Below are 21,932 nucleotides of genomic sequence, written 5' to 3' on the forward strand. Positions count from 1 at the left end.
ATATTTATATTTATATTTATATTTATATTTATATTTATTGTCACCCACCATTTTTTAATACCTAACAATTATTTACAAATTTCTTAGGTAACTCAAAAAAATCATTATTAGAAATAGAAAAAGTTGGAAATTCAAATGGACCATTAGGAGTCCACCTATTATCAAATCCTACTATTTTATGGTCGGAATTATCATTCCATAAAACAACCAATGGAATACTGTCTTTTTCTTTTCCAAATGATATTTTTATATTTACAAACTCCCTTCCGCTTACAGATATATAACAAACACTTTGCTCGACTCCACTCAACACTTTAAGCAATGCATCTATTTTTTTATATTCATTCATTGATATATAAACATTATTAAAATTCCGTGTTCTCATACCTATAATAGATATAAAATCTTCGGCGATCATGGGTCCGGTACCCTGCAGAAATACTGGAAGTATTAATCCTGCAGCAACAGGAGATAATATTAAAAATAATGACCTTTTAAAATTATCTTTAGGTATTTTATCAACTGCTGCTATAGATAAAAATCCAACTATGAAAAAATAAAGCGACAATGAAATACTATAATTATTTACTCTCTCTGTATACAAACTAATAACAATAATAATAAAAACCAAAATTGATCCAATAGAATAGAAATACATACCCATTTTTGTATTTTTTATTATGTTAGATTTATCTAAATTACTCGTATTCAGAATTTTCTTCATGGAAAAATTTATTAGCATGTATAACCAAAAACTTGATGCCATTCCGTAAAGTACGAGAAGCACATAAAAAAATACACTAACAATACCCAGAATAACAAATATAGGTACATTTATTTGTGTTAAAAATGATGATAGATTTCTAATATGAATTTGATAATAAAATAACACCACATATCCAGGAATGGATAGCAATAGAACAGGTGTAATCAGCGGAACAAAAAATAAGAATATTTTTTTTAAGCTGATCTTTTTTTCATTTGTATTGTCTGCAATACTCATGCCTTAATATGCCCTCTTATTGTGAAATAACTAATATAGTATAGTATATTTCCCCGAGATCATAGCAATAATTTTCATTATAACTAAAATAAAATTCGCGCACAGAATGTATTTTTGAGGATTCTAAATGCAATTCAAACAAAAAACGAAATTCCATCGCATGAAAGCAAATAAACTACGAATATCCTAGCCACAAAATTTTTGGGAATAACTATAAATATCCAGTTTGCGAGCGATCAAACTAGCTCATCTAGGGCGGCTTATCGCCCTTCAAAACCATTTGGACCGCCAATATGGCACCGTGATATCTAACACAACGACCATGCTTTTCATCTGAGATAAGGCGAAAGCAGTCATAACAGTTTGAAAAATTTATTCTTTGGAAGAACTTTTGAGAGAAAAGCCACAAGCCCATCAATCTCCGTCTCAGCAAACACCTGCACGCCGTGGGCGCGGAGAAGGGCTGTGGTGACGCCGGTGCCGGGGTGTTTTTTGCCCTGGAAGGTGCCGTCATAGATGTGGGTGCTGCCGCAGGAGGGGCTGGCGTCGGTCAGGATGGCGAATTTGCAGTCGTGTTCCTGTGCTAAGGCCAACGCGATTTTGGCACCGGTGATGAACTGGGCCGTGACATCCGCTCCGGTGGTATCCTGCACGCGGGCAGTGCTAGCCAGCACGTCGGGGCCAGACTGGCCGTGCGTGATTTCAGCCGGGGGGCGTGGGGTGCTGAACCCTGCGGCAACTTCCGGGCAGATCATGACAAGTTGACCGGCCTTCTGCCATGCACTCAACGCCGGATGTAAAACGGGCTTTGCAGAGCCGTTATAACGGACAGAGCGGCCAAGCAGGCAGGCGCTTATTAGAATTTTTGGAGATGCCACGGTGCGCCCTTTCTGCGTCATGCTGATGCCTTTGTTTTAGGACGGAAACGGTGGAGGTGTTACCCCTGCTGAGAGAATTTTCGAATTTTTCAGTTTTGATAACAAAGTCGATTTTCAGATTTTTTCTTATATTTTCTCTTCTCGTCTGAAGTGAACAGAAAAAGAGATGAGCCAATACTCCGCCAGACTGGTCACAATTCCTGCCCGTGGTCTTGAAAATGCCCAGAATACCCTGGACTAAAGGGGGTAAGTGCGCGGATGCGTACGCGTTATGAACAGAGAATTCAGGAATGGTTATGGAACATCAGGTCAATTCGTTGTGGACCCAGCTTAATGCGTGGCTCCCGACAGTATTGGGCTACACGGGGCAGGTGATTCTGGCCCTTATTGTGCTTCTGGTCGGCTGGAAGATCATCAACATGGTCACCCACGCCATGGGCCGGATGATGGCAGCAAGCCATATTGAACCGACCCTGCAGGGCTTTCTGCTGAGTGTTGCCGGCCTGCTGATGAAGGCACTGCTGCTGATCAGCGTGGCCTCCATGGTGGGGATTGCCACAACATCCTTCGTCGCTGTTCTGGGTGCGGCCGGTCTGGCCGTGGGCATGGCGTTGCAGGGAAGCCTTGCGAACTTTGCCGGTGGCGTGCTGATCCTGCTGTTCCGCCCCTTCAAGGTGGGGGATTCCATTGTGGCTGGCGGTAGCGCAGGCACGGTAGAATCTATCGAAATGTTCCGCACTGTTCTGCGGGATAGCAAAAACGATCTGATTTATGTGCCCAACGGCACGCTCTCCAACAATATTGTGGTCAACAGCTCTCAGTCTGACAGGCTTCAGGCCTCTGTCACGCTGCTGATTGACTATAACGACGATATCGACAAAGCCCGCGCCCTGCTGCTCGGCGCTGTAGCGAATGATGAACTGGTTCTGAAAAACCCCGGCCCGTCCGTCGGTTTCCTGCCACAGCCTGCCAATATTGCTGTGACACTCAGCTTCTGGTGCGCTCCGGGTAACGTCACCCCGCTGACGGGTAAATATTCTGAAACGGCCATTCAGGTTCTCAAACAGAACGGCTACCGTCTGGGCACCACCACCCGCGCAGCTCCGGCTAACTGAACACCGGAGCCGCACAGGCCTGTTATCGGTTAGCGTTTTAAGCGCGGTCTTCTTTTTTACAGAGAAGGCCGCGTTTTTTTATGTCGCAAGAGCCAGAAGCGCATCCAGATCGATATGGGCTTCCAGATGGTCGGCCAGCCTGTCGAGCGCCTGTTCCACAATCGTGTCGTGATGCTCTGGCACGTTAGCCTCATACCAGACACCACCGGGGCGGAAGGCCGCTCCCCCTGCGCGGGCCAGCAGAGCCATGCGGGCGGCGCGGTGGCCAAACAAGCCATGCAGATACGTACCATAGACCTGCCCGCTGGCCGAGATGGCCCCCTCCCCTGCTCCGTTCAGAACCAGTAACGGGCGCGCACGGTCGGGGCCAGTGGTGCGGCCAATGTGCATTTCATAACCGGATACGGGGGCGTCTGTGCCAGCAACTGTACCGGATGTGTCTTCCAGATGCTTGTCGTCACTCAGCACGGTTTCCACAGCCAGCAGGCCGAGCCCGGGGGCTGCACCGGACGGGCCTTCTGTGCCGAGTGGATCCGCGACAGTTTGGCCCAGCATCTGATAGCCGCCACACAGGCCCATGACGTGCCCGCCCCGGACCAGATGCGCCGTGAGGTCTTCCGCCCAGCCCTCCGCCCGAAACGTGGCAAGGTCCGCCAGTGTGGCTTTGGAGCCGGGGAGCAGAACAAGGTCACACTCCGGCAGGGGTTGCCCGCGCTGCACCGGCAGAATCTGCACACCCGGTTCTGCACAGAGCGGGTCCAGATCATCAAAATTCGCAATCATGGGCAAAAGCGGGATGGCGATGCGTAAAGGGTGCTGCGCGTTATCATCCCCGTTATGCACAGAGATGTACACAGGCGGCGTTGTGCGACGGGCTGTCAGATTAGCAAGCAGGTCAGCGGCATCTTCTGCTGGCAGGGTGCGCACAGCGGGCAGGTCCGGCACAAGGCCGAGGGCTGCCCAGCCGGTGCGCTGAGCGATGAACGCCATACCGTCATAAAACAGTGAGATATCGCCGCGCATTCTGTTGACGATGAAGCCTTTGATGCGGGCTGCATCCTCCGGCGGCAGCACAACCTGTGTGCCAACCAGACTGGCAATAACGCCGCCGCGGTCAATATCACCCACCAGAACAACCGGGGCCTTCACGGCTTCTGCAAAGCCCATATTGGCAATATCGCGGGCGCGTAAGTTGATTTCCGAAGCCGAGCCAGCGCCTTCCACCAGAACGAGGTCGGCCTGTTCGGCAAGGTTCTGAAAACTTTCAACCACAACAGGAAGAAGAGTATCTTTGCGCTTCTGATAATCGCGTGCGCCAAGGCTGTTGCGCACCTGCCCACGCACGACCAGTTGCGCCCCGGTCTCGCCTTGCGGTTTGAGCAGCACCGGGTTCATGTCCACCGTGGGGCGCACACCGCAGGCCCGCGCCTGAAGTGCCTGTGCGCGGCCTATTTCTCCACCCTCTGCGGTAACAGCGGCATTATTGGACATGTTTTGCGGTTTGAAGGGCCGCACCCGCAGGCCGCGCCGGGTAAACGCCCGCGCCAGACCCGCCACCAGAGTTGATTTACCGACGCTTGAGCCTGTTCCCTGCACCATGAGAACGCGTGCGCTCAAAACTCCACTCCCTGCTGAGCGCGGACGCCATTTTTGAAATGATGTTTGACCAACGCCATTTCCGTCACCAGATCGGCGGCTTCAATCAGCTCCGGTTTGGCGTTACGGCCTGTGACCACCACGTGCTGCCCGGGAGGGCGGGCGGCAAACGCTGCCAGAACTTCGGCGAGTGGCAGGTAATCATACCGCAGGGCGATATTGAGTTCATCCAGCACCACAAGGGCAACATCCGGGTTGGAGAGGGCTTCCTTCGCCACAGCCCATGCCTGCTGGCAGGCAGCAATATCCCGCGCGCGGTCCTGTGTTTCCCACGTAAAACCCTCGCCCAGAGCATGGAATTCCACAAGATCATCAAACCGGTCCAGCGCCCGGCGCTCGCCCGTATCCCATGCCCCTTTGATAAACTGCACCACCACCACGCGGCGGCCATACCCCACCGTGCGCAGAGCCAGCCCGAAGGCAGCGGTCGATTTGCCTTTACCCGGCCCGGTATGGACCATGAGCAGACCTTTTTCGATCTGCTTGCCCGCGACTTCCTGATCCTGCACGGCCTTGCGCTTTTGCATTTTCTCGCGGTGGCGGGCGGCTTCACTTTCTGGAGAGGACGGCGCGGCAGAGGTCATGTGAGAGTTTGTCCTGTATCAGGTTTGGGAAAAGTGAGGCTGACATCAGCCGGTGTCTGTCGCACGTCTCGCGGCCAGAGCGGGACGACGGAGGACAAAGCCGGTTCGTCCGCCTCAACCTCCGGCGCAAGGCCTGCTGGCCCATTGACCATGAACAGCCGTGCGAAGCCCTGCGGCATGGAAGGTGCCAGCAAGGCGGGCGGAGCCCCGGCGGCCAGTGCGCTCAACACCCGCAGGGGGCCACCGTGGGACAGCACGCAAGCTGGTGTGCCGGCCTGCTGCACATCCTGCCAGAAGGCCAGAACACGGCGGCACAGGGCGCGGCCGCTCTCCCCGCCCGGCGGCACAAAGCCTTCCGGGTCCGCAGCCCATGCGTCCAGCAGGCCGCGATCAATATCCTGCCAGGGCTGGCCTTCCCATTCCCCAAAATCCATTTCCGCCAGCCGGGGGTCGATTCGTAAGTCCATCCCTGTGGAGGCCGCCAGTTTGCGGGCCATCTGCTGGCACCGTGCTGCGGGGGAGCTGTACAGCACCCGGCAGACGGCACCCTGCGCCAGCACAGCCAGCCCGGAGGTTACCCGTTCCCACCCCGGGCGCAGGGCGACATCCTGCCGCCCGTAACACACGCCCTCCGGCACCATGACGGGTGCGTGGCGCACTAATAAAACAGGGAAAGACTGCGCCATTTTTCTCTCCTCAGGCAGAAGCGCCCGGTCTGTATAACCCCTGCCCCGACACCTCTGCTGTTGTAAACCACGCTTTCAACGCAGCACCCTCCCGCCCGGCTCCGTGCATTTCACGAAGACCCGGTATGAGACCAGCCAGAATGTGGGGGCGAGGCGGATGGACCACAAGCCAGCACATGGAAAAATGAGCCCGACACAGCGCCTCTGCGCCCACCGCATGGGCCGAGATCCGTGCCGTCTCCTGCCCGCAGGTGGGCCAGCGGCGCATCCGCCCCGGCCTCCACCACGGTGGCGTAGTGGAATTCATGCCCGCGCAGGGTGGTGCCCTCTGCCCCCAGCACGGACGGAGCCAGCAGCGTCGCCTCCCGGTAGCCCAGATTAAGCTTGCGGCGGGCAAAGGACGTCACATGCCCCAGCAGGCCCGTCATGCGGTGGCGGGTGCCCTGCGCATCTTCCAGCGCCTCGCCCAGCACCATGAAGCCCCCGCACTCCCCGTGCACGGGGCGGGTTTGTGCAAAGCTGGCCAGCCCCTGCCGGAAATGCTCTGCGGCAGCCAGTCGGCCTGCATGCAGTTCCGGGTAGCCACCGGGGAGCCAGCAGACATCGCAGGAGGGATCTGGCGCTTCATCCGCCAGCGGTGAGAACGGCACCAGCTCCGCCCCGGCCTGCCGCCAGAACAGCGCCAGATGCCCATAGAGGAACGAGAACGCGGCATCATCCGCCAGTGCGATCCGCTGGCCGGGTGGCGGGAGCGCGCCGGGTGGGAGTGCCTGAGTGGAAACGGCTGACTGTAAAGAGGCAGACTGACTGCCCGGAGCCTGTAAGAGTGCGTCTGGCTGGAGATTTTCTGGCAACGGTCTGGCGGTGGCGAGGATGGCGTCGAGGTTGAGTTCGCGCTCGGCCTTGTCGGCCAGATCTTCCAGCCAGTCTGTCAGGCCGTCATGTTCCCGCGCCTGCACCAGCCCGAGATGCCGCTCCGGCAGGGGCGTGCCGGGCTGGCGGAGCAGCGTGCCGCACACCGGCAGGCCTGCCGCCTGAATAGCCCCTTCTGTCAGTCTGGCATGGCGGGGAGAGGCCACACGGTTGAGCACCACGCCTGCCACCTGCACATCCGGCTGCCATGTGGCAAAACCATGCGCCACCGCCCCCACCGTCTGGCCCTGCCCGGAGACATCGAGCACCAGCAGCACGGGGATGTTAAAGCGGGCCGCAATGTCGGACGGTGAACCGCGTGCGTCCTTGGGCGCGACCAGCCCGTCAAACAGGCCCATGGCAGATTCCACCACCACAAGGTCCACATCCTGCCGGGCGGCCTCCAGTGTGGCGGCCAGCAGAGCCGGGTTCATGCACCAGCTATCCAGATTGAGGCCGGGGCGACCGGTGAGGGCCGCATGGAAGGCAGGGTCAATATAGTCCGGGCCGGTCTTGGCCGCGCCCACCCGGATGCCGCGCCGCCGGAAGGCCGCCAGCAGGGCCAGTGTGACCGTGGTTTTCCCGCCGCCAGACCGGGGCGCTGCAACCATAAGTGCGCGTGCGCTCATGCCTGTTCTCCGCTTTCCAGAACCTGCGCCACGCTGTTGCCGCGGGGGTGCCACAGGCCGCGCTGCCAGACATCGGCAAAGCGGGCGCGCATTGCCTCCCGCGCTGCCGGGTTTTCCCGCTGGAGGAAGGCATCACACGCCTCATTCCCCAGTGTGGCCGCAAAAACCATATCGAACTGCTGGTCAAACCGCTCTGGCAGCGTGGCGGCAAACCCATGCAGGGCGTCCAGACCACGGGCCAGTTCCGCAGCGCCTGCGTAGCCGTGCTGCTGCATGCCCTCAATCCAGCGCGGGTTGGCCAGCCGCCCGCGCACAATCCGCGCCACTTCCTGCGCGGTGGCGCGCAGGCGGGGCGTATCCGGGCGCGAGGTGTCCCCGTGCCACAGCGCGGGGCTGGCCCCGAGTGCGGCTGCGGCGGCAGCCAGACCGCCTTCATGCGCGGCATTTTCCGGGCTTTCCAGCATGTCCGTCTCCGCGTGGTCCTGCACATGCAGCACGGCGTCGGCCTGCCCCAGAAGTGTGGCCAAAGCGTCGGCATCCTGCCCGCCGTCTCGCCCGCCACCGTAGGTCCATGCGGACCCTTCCAGCCAGGCTTTGCCCAGAGCAGCCTGATCCGCCCATGTGCCGGTTTGCAAAGCCTCTTCTACTCCTGTGCCGTAGGTACCTCTGGCCGCGCCAAAAATGCGGGCGGTGGCGCGGGTGCGGGCCTCGCCGTCCAGACCTTTGGCGCTGGCGGCCAGAGGGTTCCAGTCCGGGGGTTCACGCCGGTTGGCGACGGCGCTGACCACCTGATCGAACAGGGCAATCTGATCCGGAAAAGCATCCCGGAACAGGCCGGAAATACGCAACGTGACATCCACGCGGGGGCGATTAAGCACGGGCAGTGGAATAACTTCAAACCCGGTGACGTGCCCGGTGCTTTCAGCCCGTTTGATCTCCACGCCCATCAAGCGGAGGGCGAGAGCCATGTCCTCACCGCCCGTGCGCAGGCTGGCTGAACCCCACAAATCCATGACCAGACGGGTCAGCGGTTCACCCTGTTCCTGCAAATGCCGTGTGAGCAAAAGCTTTTCCATTTTTCCGGCCAGCACCATAGCGGAGGGCGTAGGTAATGCGCGCGGGTCCAGCGTGAACAGGTTGCGTCCGGTGGGCAGCACATCCAGCCGCCCGCGTGTGGGGGCTCCGGCCGGACCGGATGCGACAAACCGCCCTGCGAGGGCAGCCAGAAGTGCCTGTGCTTCCGCAGGGCCGCTCTGGCGGATGCGGGCTGTGATCTCTTCCAGCAAAGCACTCTGCTTTTCTGAGGTCTGCGCCTCGCTCTGAAGACGCTCACTCTGAGGTCTACAGGCCTGAAAAATAGCCTGTGCGAGCGTCTCTGCTTTGGGGGCGTTCTGGCCAAAAATGTGCAGGCCATCACGGATTTGCAGGTCTTTTACATCACACAGATAAGCGTCCAGACGGGCCAGAGCTTCGGCCTCATCATCCTCACCCGGTCGGACGCCGCTTTCTGAAAGAACGCCTGTGCGGGATGCTTTTTCCAGAATATCCTTGCGCAGCAGAGCGCCCCGGCGCGGGTCCAGACCGTCGGCCTCGGCATATTCGTCAATCAGCCGTTCCAGCGCCTGCATGTCTGGTGAAAGGTCCGCCTGCATGACCGGGGGCGTCATGTGCCCGATGGTTACAGCACCCAGCCGCCGTCTGGCCGTGGCGGCCTCGCCCGGATTGTTGACAATAAATGGGTAGATAACCGGTAAATCCCCCGTCAGCACCGCAGGCGCACAGGATGCCGACAGAGCCGCGGCCTTACCGGGCAGCCATTCCAGCGTGCCGTGCGTGCCCAGATGCACCAGTGCGTCCAGCCGCTGCACGCTGCGTAACCAGAGATAGAACGCAACATAGGCGTGGCAGGGCGGGCTGTCCGGGTCATGATACAGGGCTTTACGGTCAGCCTGCCGCCCACGGTCCGGTTGTACGGCCAGAGTCAGATGGCCCAGTTCTATCGCCCGCAGGTGAAATTTGCCGTCCTGCACACACGGGTCCTGCTCCGGCTCTCCCCATGCCTGTGTAACGGAGGCCATGAAGGCGGCATCCAGCCCGGCGGCGAGAGCACGATAGGTGGCGACGCAGAAAAGAGGCCGGGGCGCGGTTTGCGCCAGCAGCGCCACGAGTTCTTCCGGCTGCGGCAGAGGTGCATGACCCGTCTGATACCCCTCCGCCCGCAGCAGCGTGAGGATGGAAGCCAGACTGGCAAACCCATCCAGCCCGACGGCATGGGCCACATGCCCGGTTTCCTGCGTGAGCCCTGCCCCCGGATAATCGGACAGGATGATGCCCACGCGCTTTTGCTCGGGCTTTAAATACCGCAGGCGCGCCCATGCCAGCGCGCGGTCCGCAGTCTGGCGGATACCGGGCAGATAAGGCACGCGGGCGGCGGGCAGACCGGGCGGGGCTTCTGCCCGGAAGGAAATCGGAAGCGTGGCAATAGCCCCATCCAGTTCCGGCAGCACGGCCTGCATGGCGAGGTCCGACCGGGACAAACCGCGCGGGCTGCGTTCCCACACCGCCTGCGTCGCCCCCGGTTGCAGCAGTTGCAGGATGGGCGCGTCCGCGACTGTAAGCGGAGACTCCCCTTGCGGGTTTCTGGATGAAAACAGCGTGGCGTTGAGCAAAATATCCGGTTTTGAGCGGCTCAGCGCCTCTGCAACCCCTTTGGCGACAACAGGGTCTTTAAGGGATGTGACAAACAGCATCTCCACCGTGCAGTTTCGGGCCGCGAGGGTTTCGGCCAGCAGATCCAGCGCGGCGATATCCCCCACCATCAGATGCGCCCGGTAAAACACCAGCGTAGCCCGCAGCACACGGTCGGACGGAAGACGGGTGGCCTCCCGATCACTCCGCCCTGCGGCTGTCACTTTCTCAACCGGAACACCGGTAACCGTACGATACAGCCCCCACTGCGGCAGAGGCTCAGGCTGTGCGCCGTCATCCGCGCCTTGTCCGGAAAGACTGGCCATCAGCCGCAGGGCGTGCTCCATATTGCCGGTTCCAGCATGCTGAAAAAATCCGTTTAAGCGATTACGAATTTCCTCAGAAACAGTGGAGAGTTCTGCCAGACGGGTATCGTCCGGCATGGAGGCCGGAGTGCTTGCACCCTGCCGGGTAGCCTCGCCGGGCAGGAGAGCCAGCGGCACTTTATGCTCCCGGCACCATGCGGCCAGTTCCTCCGCCCCATAGCGCCAGTAATCCAGACCGCCCAGCAGACGCACCACCACACAGCGGGCCTGCGCCAGTGTGGTCTCCAAATACAGATCCACCGACATAGGATGACGCAACCGCGCCAGACTGGTGACCTGAAGAGAGGGTGATGCGCCCTTAAGCCGCTCCTGCGCGTGGAGCAGGCCGAGCAGGTCGCTCTCCGTAAAGGAGAGAACCACCAGATCCGCTGGCGGCAGGCCGAGGTCTTCGGCCTCATCCTGCTCATCAAGCGTCCTGTTTTCCCGGACAAGGAGGTGCATAAGGGCGGCCCTGCCTTCTCTGTTTAACCGGCGGTGGTTGAGGCAGCATCTGCCGCGAGGGCTGCCGTAATGGCGGCCTCATCCAGCCCCTTTTGCCCGATGACCACAATGCGGCCCGTGCGGGCGTCCTGCGGCGTCAGCAGGCGGTCAAACTCATGCCGGAAGCGCGTGCCCACACCCTGCACGGCCAGACGCATGGGTTTGCCCTGCACAGTGGCAAAGCCTTTCATGCGCAGCACATCATACCGGGCGGCCACATCCTGCAGGAGCGTGAGGAAACGTTCGACAGAAAGCTGCTCCGGCACGGTGACGACGAAGCTTTCAAAATCATCATGCTCATGCTCGCCATCTTCCGCATCATGGTGTGACGGGCGGGACTGAAGATCGGCCTCGGCCTCCGCACCAAGGCCCAGCAGCACGGCGGGGTCCACCTTGCCATCCTGCGCGCGGATAATGCACACCGGGCGCGGGCAGAGCTTTTTGATCTCGGCTTCCACGGCATCAAGCTGGGTGGCGTCCAGCAGGTCGGTCTTGTTCAGCACAATCAGGTCTGCCGCGTTGAGCTGGTCTTCAAACACTTCGGCCAGAGGGTTGTCATGATCTAGTGAGGGATCAGCCTCGCGCTGTTTAGCGACGGCTTCCGGGTCATCCGCAAAGCGGCCGGAGGCGACGGCGGGGGCATCCAGAACCGTCACCACACCATCCACCGTCATGCGGCTGCGCACGGTAGGCCAGCCAAAGGCTTTGAGCAGCGGCTTGGGCAGGGCAAGACCGGAAGTTTCAATCACCACATGTTCCGGCGGGTCGGCGCGGTCCAGCAGAGCTTCCATGGTGGGCAGGAAATCATCCGCCACGGTGCAGCACAGGCAGCCATTGGTGAGTTCAACAATATCGTCCTCCCGGCAGCCTTCCACACCGCAGCCGCGCAGGATTTCTCCATCGATACCCAGAGAGCCGAATTCATTCACCACCACGGCAATGCGATGGCCCTGCGCTTTTTGCAGAATATGCCGCAGGAGCGTGGTTTTTCCGGCCCCGAGGAAGCCGGTGATGATGGTAACGGGAACACGGGCGGGTAAACCGGTCATGACGGGTCCTGTTCGGTTGCGGGCACGCGGCCCAGAATCATATCAGACAGTGAGGCCGGGCGGCGGGAAGGCATCACCGTGCCTTTGGCAGAGGCTGCGTAAAGTTTGGCGTAGGCCAGCAGATCTTCCGCTTTTTCCGGCCCGAGATGGCCGAGCAGCCAGGTCCAGCGGTTGGGCATGGAGATGGCCGCCGTGCAGCCCCGGTCACACGCGGCCAGACAGGCAACGGGACGCAGGGTGATGGGTTGCGGGCTGGCCTCCAGCACCGTTTGCAGGCGGTCCAGCAATTGCGCGCCCGGAGGATGCTCCATGGCGGGGCCACCGCGGCGGCAGGTGGTGCAGACATGCAGCACGGGGCCTTCTGCCGCAGCAGGAGGAGATGATGGGGGAGAGGCGGAGTGCGTAACAGACGCAGGCATAAAATTTTCCCGATCAGGCACCATCCCATGCGGAACAGCACTTAAACGGAGTGCACAACCGGTGCTCCTGCCGGGGCAGAAGTGATGCGCGGCGCGGCGCACCCTCGCCTTCCGGGCACCCCGCCGGACACGACACCTCAAACAACCGCACGCCCCGAGGGGGCACGCGGATGATGGCAGGTCTCCTGGCTTGTGTCGTGCAGGTCTGCGCGGGGGTTAACCATGCAGTCTGCGGGTCTGCCTGCCTTCCCGGCCCGGTGGGGCCGGTGGCATGAGCCTGCCCGGTTAAAGGGGCAGGCTCACAGCGGACCATGCAATCACTTACAGTTGCGGGGGCAGCGACGGCCTTGCAGCCGAAGCTGCGCACCGTTCTTCCCTTTTCATCCCTTGCGGGACACCATCATGCGGCTGAGCATCGCATAATGGGGGTATTTTTCAAGTCATGAGCGGACCGCGTTCCGCACACACCTGTTCGGCTGCTTCTTCATCCTCATGCTCGCCCAGATGCGCGGGGAAGGCATTGCCGCTGAGCAGAATGACCAGCATGGACAGCGCACAGACGCCAAGCGCCACCGGCACCAGAACGCTGACCCCATACACCGCCAGCAACTGCCCACCCAGTGCGGAACCAAGCAGAATGCCAAGGTTGCTGGTGCTGTTGATAGCCGCCCCGGCCGTATCCGCCGTGGTGGCACGAGCGCGAATGGCACCGGACATCATGAACGGGATGATGGACGCATAGCCTGCGCACCACAGGGCTGCGACGCCCACGCCACCCCATGCCGGCATAAACTGGCCGCCCAGCAGGGCAATGCCCAGCGAAATGGCTGCCCCCGATGCCAGCACACCGACACGCGGCCAGCGGTCCACCATAAGGCCGGACGCCCAGAGGCCGGACAGGCTGAACACCCCGATAATCAGCAGCGCCACACTGACGGAAGTTTCCGGCAACCCGTGTGCCATCAGCAGCGGTGCGATGTAGGTGTAGACCACGTTATGGCCGACAAAGAACAGCGCATTGGCCGAGATCACCCACGCAAAAGCCCGGACAGATTCACGCGGCACCTTATACGGGCCGGAGGGACGCCCGGCGGGTTTGATAACCGGCGGCAGACAAACGGCAATCAGCACCGTAAGAACCGCAGCCAGCGCTGCCACGACCATGAGAGCCACGCGCCAGCCGGCAAGCTGGCTGATGGCCGCCGTGCCCGGCACGCCCAGCACGCCGCCCATGGAAGAGCCGCCAAATACAAAAGAAATAGCTCGACCGGTCAGTTTTTTAGGAACCAGATGGGCCGCGTAGGCGGACACCATGGACATGAGCAGCGCATGCGCGCCCCCGCCAATCGCGCGGCCAAAGCACACGATGCCAAAGGTGGGCGCGAAGGCTGAAATCAGGTTGGAAACCACATAGCCCGAAAGCGCGATAAGCAGCAGACGCTTGCGCTCGACGCGTGCGGTCAGCACCGTCAGCGGGACAGCGGCCACCGTGACAATCAGCGCATAAGCGCTGACAGCAAGCCCAGCGCGGCCCGTGCTGATGTTAAAAGCGCGCGCCATATCCAGCAGAAGCCCAACGGGAGCAAGCTCACTGGTGATAGCCGTAAAGGTTGCCGCGCACAGCGCGACAAGGCCAATCCGTGTTGAAACAGAAAGCGTGCTGAACACTGTTTTCACCCTTGCTCAAAGCGTTCGTCAAAGGGCGGTGTCCATATCGTATTTTTTCTAAAAATCTTCCCCTAAAAAACCGCTGCAACAATTCGTGAACAGCGGAGTGACGGTGGCGGGTTTTACGAAACCCGGCCCCGCTCAGATCGTCCCCCCTGACAGCCGCGGAAAAGCTGGAAAAATGCCCGCAGGACCACGCGACGGAGGACGCACCACCCCCATGCCGGGAACCGGGTGAGCAGGAAGACAATTTTGTGAAGGAAGGGGATGAAACGGGAGGAAGAGGGCATGCGGGTAGTCCCCTCCCCTCTTCCTGACCCGAATCAGGGGCCGGACCTTAAAGAATGGTCCGGCCTGTCAGAATGTTATCTTATTTGCCTTTGGCCAGCGGATTAACCACCGGGGTATCTTTCCGCAGGCTTTTGACCAGATCAGGAGTGACCTGATGGTCCCCGGTGCCGAAGGTCGCGGTGACGTAGTTTGTCAGGGCCGCAATTTCCGCATCGCTCAGGCGCTGGACGTTGGACTGACCATCAAAGCCCGGCATGAAGGCATGTTCCTTGCCAGCCGTACGATCCACCCCGTTAAGGATGGTCATGATCAGGTTGTCCGGACGCCCGGCCCCCACTGTAGAGTTGTTGAACAGTGACGGCACGTAATGGTCCTTCGTGCCGGCACCATCGTGCCCGTGGCAGGCGGAACAGTTGGCATCATAAATGTGCGGGCCATCCATTTCTGCCAGATCGTCAATCCGCTGCGGACCTTTGGTGCGGATGTCCGGCAGATCCGTTGCCTTGCCGGAGGCGTCACGCGGGGCGTGGTCGGCATCATCATCCATAGGGGCGACCTTCAGGATAAAGGCGGCCAGCGCGTGCAGGTCCTCATCCGTCAGGTGGCTGGTGCTATGTTCCACGGCCTCGGCCATGGGGCCGGCAGCCTGTGCGCGGCCAGCCACACGCCCGGTGCGCAGATAGGCCACCAGATCATCCTCGCTCCAGTCGGCAATACCGCCGGTTTTGCTGGAGGTGATGTTGGGAGCATACCATGTACCGAGTGACCCGCCGGCCAGATAATGGTCCTGCTTTTCACTCAGCATGAAGTTACGCGGGGTGTGGCAGGTGCCACAATGTTCCAGCGCGTTAGCCAGATAGCGGCCACGACGCAGTTTGTCATAGGTGTTGGAATCACCCGTTTCCGGTGTTTCCTTACTGGCCACAAAGTTCCACGCCATCATGGCTGAACGGAGGCTGGCCGGGAAGGAGAGATTCGTCTCCTCCGGGCTTTCCGCCACAGGTTTGACCACGTGCATGAACCACGCATACAGGGCCTTTACGTCCTGATCCGTCATACCTGCGTAGGACACATACGGCATGACCGGATACAGGTAAGACCCGTCTTTGCGCACACCATGACGCACCGCATTATCAAAGTCGGCTTCCGTATAGGCGCCAATGCCGTGCTGCTGGTCCGGCGTGATGTTGGTGGCAATCACATCGCCCATCGGGGTGGCGATTTTCAGGCCGCCCGCAAAGGGTTTTCCGCCCGGTTTGGTATGGCAGGCCACGCAGTCTGCCGCCGTGGCGAGATACGCCCCACGCGCCAGCTCCGCATCCGCACCTTCCGGCTGGGCTGCGGCATTTGTGCCGGTGGCCGGAGCAGGCGATGCCGGAGCGGTAGCCGCCCCGGTTGCGTCTGACTGGCTGTTTGCCGGCGTTGCGGCCTCCCCGGCGGGAGCCGGGGTCTGAGAGGTTGGCGTGTGGTCAGATGTTTTGGCATCGGACCCGGCGGCAGGCTTACCCTCTTCCGCCACAGGTGCGGGCACCGTGGGCTGAGCGGGCGCAGACTGAGCCAGCGCGACCGGGGCCAGCGCAACCGGAGCAAGGGCCACGCCACCGAGGGCTGTTCCGGCAACGAGGGCGGAACACAGGAGAGTTCTGAAATCAGGCATGAAGCAGTTCTTTTTTCAGCGTATCTGCAACACGCAGCGCAAGGGCTGCGACCGTCAGAGTGATGTTGCCCGTGCCCACGGTTGAGAAAACTGAGGAACTGGCAATAAAGAGGTTCTCATGGTCATGCGTCCGGCAATGGCCGTCCACCACGGAATCCTTCGGGTCCGTGCCCATGATGGTGCTGCCGGAGGGATGATCCTGCGGGAAGTAGCCCGGGGTCCATTCCTCATCCGTGCCGTGCATCAGGCCGATCAGCTCTTTGAACACCTTGCGGGTGTGTTCACAGCTTTTCACGGTGTATTCTGGCAGCTTGTAATAAACTTCCGGGTGCGGAATGCCGAGAATGTCTTTGTTGGTCTTGCTCAGCGTCAGGCGGTTATCCGGGTCGGGCAATGCCTCGTTATGGCTGAACAGACGCACGGTGTGGGAAGACAGATAACGGATCTGCTCTTCCAGCTCCCGCCCGACATAGCCTTTGGAGATGGCCATCTGGGTGGCGAAATCGACCTGATTGTCATCCACCATATGCACCAGATACGCGCCGCGCTCATTCCGCCAGTCACCATCACGGAAATTGTCGATCACGTTGGTCTCCAGCGGACCACGGCCCGGCCAGAGGGCTTTATCCCCACTGATGAACGTCACCTGCACGCCGGTATGGTCCATCATGTTCCGCCCGACATGGCCGGAACTGTTGGCAACACCGTCCGGGCTTTGCTCATCCGCAGAAACCAGCAGCAACTTGGCGGTTTCAATACAATGGGCGGCAATCACAAAGTATTTGCCGGTCACGCGGTGGGAGTTTTTCTCCGGGTCATAATACTGGACGCCGGTTACGCGCTTGTTGGCGCTGTCCCGCTCAATTTTATAGACCACAGCATTGGGGATGAACTTCGCCCCGGCAGCCTCGGCATGGTACACGGAATAGCTGCCGTTATACATCGCCCCGATGGGGCAGATGGGCATGCAGTTATTGTGGCCTTCACACGTCGGGCGGCTGTCATACGGGCGGGTGTTACGGGCCTGCGGCTCATGCACCACGCGCCAGGGCGTCTTCTCGTCAATCAGCTTGCGGAACTGCTGCGCAGCGTAGGAAATGGGCAGCGCTTCCATCGGGTAAGGCTGCTTGCGCGGGGACCCGAGGTCTTCCTTGGCCGGGTCCGGCCCGCAGACGCCCATCATCACTTCCGCCTGATAATAGAACGGTTCCAGGTCTTCATATTTCAAAGCCCAGTCACGCCCCTGCCCGTAGCGGGTTTTCAGCTCAAAGTCGGACGGCAGGTAACGCCATGCGCACCCGGCCCAGTGCCATGTGGTGCCACCCATCATGCGCAGGTACACCTGCTGATAGGCTTCCGCATTCGGGCCGGAGGTGTGCAGGTAATCGTTCGGCGTCATCTGGTTCGGCGGATGTCTGGCCCACGGCACAGCCGGGAACGGCCCCTGATAAGAGGGCTTGTTTTCCAGATTACGGAAGTTTTCTACAAAATGCTGGCGGTCCACACGGGGGCCGGCTTCCAGCACAATGACGGAAATTCCGGCACGCGCGAGTTCATTGGCAATGGAAGCCCCGGCAACACCGGAGCCGACAATGACAACATCGGCGGAGAGAGTCTGTTCAGAAGGCATACGGCTGATATTCCCGCTCTCAGGTCGGTTCTACGACGAATTTCGAGGGTGAAAGGGCTGGATGCCCTGTGGGACGGTCCACTTCCGGCGGCTGGGTGGTCCAGTAGAACGGCCCGCCTGTTGCGTAGGTTTTGGGGTAGATGGCGTCCTTCGTGATGTCGAACATCAGGGCGGAGCGATAGACCACCACCTTGCCATCCGCCACACCACGGTACCAGCCGGTGAGAATGTCATGGATGACATCCTTCAGGGCCGGGTCCTCCTTCTCCGCCGCAGCGGCAAAAGCAGTGGCGCTGGTGAACTGGCCGGACCCCATCAGATCATGCAATTTGCTGATCTGCGCCTGCCGGTCGGCATTACTCTGCACAATTCCTGCATAGATGGCATTCCCGATACGCAGATCCAGCGTGGGCCGATCTGTCAGCAAACGGGAGACCGCCATGAACTGCGTGGCCACGGGGTCCGCGCCAGCTGCGGGGCTGGGTTGCGTTTCCTCCGCACCGGCAATGCCACTGGCAACACCATATGTGACGGCAGCGCCCATGCCCGTCATCAGCATATCGCGCCGGGACATCCGCATCAGTCTTGCCATTCTCATAGCATTGGGCGAGACATTTTGCAGATTGACAGGCACGCAGGGCCAGTCTTTCTTCATGGTCAGTCCTTTTCCACAGGTTTGTACATAACCGGGCAGACCATCGGCCCAGAAGACCCATGGTCCTTTTTGTTATTTCATCAAGGGTTAAGTCTATAATGACGTACCCTGCGGGCTTCCAGCCTGAAATTCCCGCCTTTCCGGATTTCCTCAAAATGACATTTATTCTCAAATAGAATACATATTATTGCCATTTTTGCAGGCGCATTGTTTTCTGTTCAGAATATTTTTCCGGCATGGACTTTTTCAGTCCCACTTTTACAGTGTTTGAACCGGATAAACTTCAGACCGCCTGAACAGGATTATTCTGGCCATGACGCCCTCTGAGCCCCCGACTGCGGCCCTGATTACCTTCCCCGGCCGGGTGGTGCTCTCCCGCCCGGATGCCTCACGCTATCTGGGGATCGGGCAGAATACCCTGCTGGTCATGAAGCTTCTGGCCTGCGGGCCACGCAGCATCTCCATGGACCGCAAGACGCTCTACCGGGAGGACGATCTGGACCAGTTCCGCCAGATGCTGATTGGCACGGTGGGCGTTGCGCAGGCAGAAACGCCTTACAGAAAACTGGAGCCGGACGCAGACGCGACATCAGCCCCAATGGACCCGCTGATGTGCCTGCTGGTGCGGCACCTGATCAAACGGCGCATGATCCTGCTTTTTCTGTGGGGGATGGTTCTGGTCGGCGGGCTGATGAGCCTCACACTTTTCTGAATATTACAAAGACGTAGGCCGTATTGACCGCTCTGAGCCGTCTGTTATATTGCTAACAATATATTTTACATGTCAAATATTCTCACCCTAACAAAATAGAGGTTTCTGGTGACCCAGCACGGCCTGCCGGCTCTGGATGATTCCGCGTTCAGCTCCATGGCGCTCACCTTTCGCGTCATGCGGCTGGCGGCGGTGTGGCGCACGCGGCTGGAACGTGCCCTGCGCCCGCACGGCATGACTGTGGCTGTCATGCGGCCTCTGGCGTATCTGATGATGATGCCTGAAGGCACCACCCAGCGGGATCTGGCGCTGGTGATGGACACGGACTGCTCCGCACTGGTGCGGGTGCTGGACCTTCTGGAAAAAGAAGGGCTGCTTTCCCGCACGCCAGACGCGCAGGACCGCCGGGCCAAATGTCTGAGCCTGACCGAGGCTGGTCGGGAAAAATGCGCTCTGTTCCACAAAGTTGCAGGAGACGTGGAACAGAGCATGAAACAGGGCATGACCGCGCAGGACACACGTGACCTTCTGGCCCGTATGGATGCCCTTCTGACAACTGCTCACTCTCTGCCCTCTTAAGGCCTTCGGAATAGCCTGCGCCATGTCCAACAGTTTTTCAGACAGACTCCGCCGCCTGATACCGTCCCTGTTTGCGGATGATGAGCGCTGGCAGGCCACATTGGGCACCGCCGCCTATACGGCGCGGGTGTTCCTGTGCATTGGCATTGCGCTGTTTCTGGCCTTCATGTTCCAGTTACAGTCCCCCATGAGTGCCGCAACCACGGTGCTGATTGTGGCAAACCCCACAGTTGGGGCCATGGTTTCCAAAAGTGTGTGGCGTGTGATTGGCACGGTGATTGGCGCGTCCATCAGTGTGGGCGTGATGGCGGCCTTTGTGCAGTCTCCGGTGCTGTATTTTGCAGCGCTCTCCGTCTTTGTGGGGCTGGCCTGTATGGTGGCCACCTTCCTGCGGTTGTTCCGCGCCTATGCCGCCGTGCTGGTGGGCTATACGATTGTGATTGTCTCCGCACCGGCTTTTGCCAACCCGGAGCATATTTTTCTGGCGGCCATGGGGCGGCTTTCCGCCGTGACAACGGGGGTGGTGACAACGGCCTTTGTGTTCATGCTCACCTCCCCCCGCAAACCCAGCCGGGTGCTGAGCGCATTGGGCGATGCGTTCCGGGAAACAGTCCGCCATGCCTTGTCCTTTCACACAGCAGAAAGCCAGCATGCCACCGTGGCGGCGGCCACGGAGCACGCGGCGGAACAGATTGACCGTCTGGAAAGTGCTGGCCCTGCCCCGTCCTTCCGCGCTTTGCCGCAACCGCTTTATGACAGCCGCAGCCGCCTGCTGGCCCGCATGGCGGGTCTTGGCCCCGCCATTGAATATGCCGCGGCTGATGACCGGGACATGCAGGCCCGCGTCAACCGGCTCCGCATTGGTTTGAGCCGTCTGACCGGGCTGATTGTGACGTACCACCCCTACTGGCTGAATCTCTCACTGGCCAACGGGGCATCCTGCGCGGTGCATCAGGAAGTTGCCGCCACACTAACGCGTATTCTGGAACTAACGGAGAAGCCGGACTGGCAGGATGACCCTGCGCCTATTTCCGCCTGTATCCGCACAACACTGCATGCGCTGGAGCGGCTGGAACATCAGACGACCTCCCCCACCGTTCTGGCCTCGCTGGACAATACGCGGGATGTGCTGGTGCAGCTGGATCAGGCCTTGCATGACCTGACCATCCGCCGCCCCACGCGTGCGCGCATGCCCCTGCGCCCTTATCTGGAATGGCCCATGGCACTGCGGAACGGCGCGCGCGGCATGTTTATTGCGCTGCTGGCCGGAATGATGTGGTACGTGCTGCACTGGAGCGCCGGGCCGATGCTGATGCTGTTTGTGGTAGCAGCCTCCAGCCTGCTGTCCACCACGCCTTCTGCCGCCAAAACCAGCCCGTTGATGGCCTGTGGCACAGCCCTTGCCATTCCCGCCAGCTTTCTGTGCCATACGCTCGGCCTGCCGCAGATTGATGGCTATCCGCTGCTGTGGCTGACCATTTGCCTGTTTCTGCTGCCCGGTGTGTGGTTACAGTTCCACCCGCGCTACAGCATTGGCGCGTTTGGCTACGCAGTGTTTTTCACCATGATGCTGGCGGTCAATAATCCGATTACCTATGACGACCTGACGCTGACCAACACATGGATAACTATGGCGGTCGCGTGCGTTTTGCTGGTGCTGGTCTTTAGGGTCATCCTCCCTGCGGACCACAGGCTGGATGCGGCGCGGCTTGTCTCGTCCCTCACCCGCAGTGTGCAGCGTCTGGCCCTTGCTCCGCAAAACCGGAAGGTGATGTGGGTAGCGTGGGAAGGCTTCCAGATTCAGAAAATATCGCGGATGATGATGCGGTTTTCCTTTCTGACGGATGACGTGGACCGCCGGGGTTATACGGATGCCGCCTTTGCTGCGCTCTCGCTCGGGCGGCTGATTGTCCGGCTGCGCTGGAACGCAGGCCACACCATGCCTGATGGCCAGACGCATGCCATTCTGGAAGAGGCTCTGGCTGCCTTCCGCCATCTGCATCGCGCACCGCTGGAAACAGCGGCCAGCCTGAGCCTTGCTGCCCAGAAGATTAGCGCCATTCCCGACCACCCCTGCACCGCACTGGCGCGGGACCGTGTAGTGTCCTGCCTTGAGCAGGCGGCCTATATCATCCGCTCCGTGCCGGGCTTTTTTGACCGGCACGGCCCGCTACAGCTTACCGCTGACATGCCGGGCGCAGATGCGCCCGTTTCCGCCATGGTGCCGCAGCGGCATGTGGTATTTGGATAAAAAA

17 protein-coding genes and 1 riboswitch are annotated in these 21,932 nt (G+C 59.7%); of the genes, 4 read left to right on the forward strand and 13 right to left on the reverse strand.

The features are described 5' to 3' along the window. Positions 1-61: 61 nt before the first annotated feature. Positions 62-1,003, reverse strand: coding sequence for a hypothetical protein (locus tag HK23_RS14265; protein WP_143217503.1), 942 nt, complete (start codon positions 1,001-1,003; stop codon positions 62-64). Between the two features lie 353 nt (positions 1,004-1,356). Then, entirely contained in the window at positions 1,357-1,902 is a 546-nt protein-coding gene (locus HK23_RS06450) for a 2-thiouracil desulfurase family protein (protein ID WP_086653336.1), read from the reverse strand. Positions 1,903-2,171: 269 nt separating this feature from the next. On the opposite strand from HK23_RS06450, the gene HK23_RS06455 reads away from it, so the two are divergent. Further along, positions 2,172-2,996, forward strand: a complete 825-nt coding sequence (locus HK23_RS06455; RefSeq protein ID WP_179193826.1) for a mechanosensitive ion channel family protein — start codon at positions 2,172-2,174, stop codon at positions 2,994-2,996. A 78-nt stretch (positions 2,997-3,074) separates the two neighbouring features. On the opposite strand, the gene HK23_RS06460 is transcribed toward HK23_RS06455, so the two are convergent. From HK23_RS06460 to HK23_RS06510, 11 genes are all read right to left on the reverse strand, one after another. Beyond that, complete coding sequence (locus HK23_RS06460) at positions 3,075-4,595, reverse strand: cobyric acid synthase (protein ID WP_086653338.1); 1,521 nt, start codon at positions 4,593-4,595, stop codon at positions 3,075-3,077. 14 nt (positions 4,596-4,609) lie between these two features. Further along, positions 4,610-5,236 (reverse strand): cob(I)yrinic acid a,c-diamide adenosyltransferase, encoded by a 627-nt coding sequence (cobO, locus tag HK23_RS06465; protein WP_063907039.1) that lies wholly within the window; start codon positions 5,234-5,236, stop codon positions 4,610-4,612. After that, on the reverse strand, positions 5,233-5,922 hold the full coding sequence (locus HK23_RS06470; protein WP_082881602.1) for a histidine phosphatase family protein: 690 nt from the start codon (positions 5,920-5,922) through the stop codon (positions 5,233-5,235). The genes cobO and HK23_RS06470 overlap by 4 nt, the downstream gene beginning before the upstream one ends. Positions 5,923-6,032: 110 nt before the next feature. Further along, positions 6,033-7,463 (reverse strand): cobyrinic acid a,c-diamide synthase CobB, encoded by a 1,431-nt coding sequence (locus tag HK23_RS06475; protein ID WP_086653339.1) that lies wholly within the window; start codon positions 7,461-7,463, stop codon positions 6,033-6,035. Beyond that, a complete protein-coding gene (cobN, locus tag HK23_RS06480) occupies positions 7,460-10,978 on the reverse strand; it encodes a cobaltochelatase subunit CobN (protein ID WP_086653340.1) in 3,519 nt (1,172 codons plus the stop codon). The genes HK23_RS06475 and cobN overlap by 4 nt, the downstream gene beginning before the upstream one ends. A 23-nt stretch (positions 10,979-11,001) precedes the next feature. Continuing rightward, complete coding sequence (cobW, locus tag HK23_RS06485) at positions 11,002-12,066, reverse strand: cobalamin biosynthesis protein CobW (protein WP_086653341.1); 1,065 nt, start codon at positions 12,064-12,066, stop codon at positions 11,002-11,004. After that, positions 12,063-12,485, reverse strand: coding sequence for a DUF1636 domain-containing protein (locus HK23_RS06490; RefSeq protein WP_063907084.1), 423 nt, complete (start codon positions 12,483-12,485; stop codon positions 12,063-12,065). The genes cobW and HK23_RS06490 overlap by 4 nt, the downstream gene beginning before the upstream one ends. A 158-nt stretch (positions 12,486-12,643) precedes the next feature. Then, positions 12,644-12,902, reverse strand: a riboswitch (cobalamin riboswitch). A gap of 18 nt (positions 12,903-12,920) precedes the next feature. After that, entirely contained in the window at positions 12,921-14,153 is a 1,233-nt protein-coding gene (locus tag HK23_RS06495; protein ID WP_063907037.1) for an MFS transporter, read from the reverse strand. Positions 14,154-14,523: 370 nt separating this feature from the next. Next, the gene (locus tag HK23_RS06500) at positions 14,524-16,101 is read right to left on the reverse strand and encodes a c-type cytochrome (protein ID WP_086653342.1); all 1,578 of its coding nucleotides are present in this window, start codon (positions 16,099-16,101) and stop codon (positions 14,524-14,526) included. Then, the gene (locus HK23_RS06505; protein ID WP_086653343.1) at positions 16,094-17,731 is read right to left on the reverse strand and encodes a GMC family oxidoreductase; all 1,638 of its coding nucleotides are present in this window, start codon (positions 17,729-17,731) and stop codon (positions 16,094-16,096) included. The genes HK23_RS06500 and HK23_RS06505 overlap by 8 nt, the downstream gene beginning before the upstream one ends. A 19-nt stretch (positions 17,732-17,750) precedes the next feature. After that, positions 17,751-18,386, reverse strand: a complete 636-nt coding sequence (locus tag HK23_RS06510) for a sorbitol dehydrogenase family protein (RefSeq protein WP_086653344.1) — start codon at positions 18,384-18,386, stop codon at positions 17,751-17,753. Between the two features lie 313 nt (positions 18,387-18,699). Here HK23_RS06510 and HK23_RS06515 point away from each other — a divergent pair, with 313 nt between their 5' ends. From HK23_RS06515 to HK23_RS06525, 3 genes are all read left to right on the forward strand, one after another. Continuing rightward, positions 18,700-19,098, forward strand: a complete 399-nt coding sequence (locus HK23_RS06515) for a hypothetical protein (RefSeq protein ID WP_086653345.1) — start codon at positions 18,700-18,702, stop codon at positions 19,096-19,098. Between the two features lie 108 nt (positions 19,099-19,206). Beyond that, a complete protein-coding gene (locus HK23_RS06520) occupies positions 19,207-19,677 on the forward strand; it encodes a MarR family winged helix-turn-helix transcriptional regulator (protein ID WP_373270312.1) in 471 nt (156 codons plus the stop codon). A 22-nt stretch (positions 19,678-19,699) separates the two neighbouring features. After that, positions 19,700-21,928 carry an FUSC family protein gene (locus tag HK23_RS06525; protein WP_086653346.1) on the forward strand — a complete coding sequence of 743 codons (2,229 nt, stop codon included), beginning with the start codon at positions 19,700-19,702 and terminating at the stop codon, positions 21,926-21,928. Positions 21,929-21,932 lie beyond the last annotated feature (4 nt).

This window comes from Acetobacter malorum (genome assembly GCF_002153605.1).
Classification (GTDB): Bacteria; Pseudomonadota; Alphaproteobacteria; order Acetobacterales; family Acetobacteraceae; genus Acetobacter; species Acetobacter malorum_A.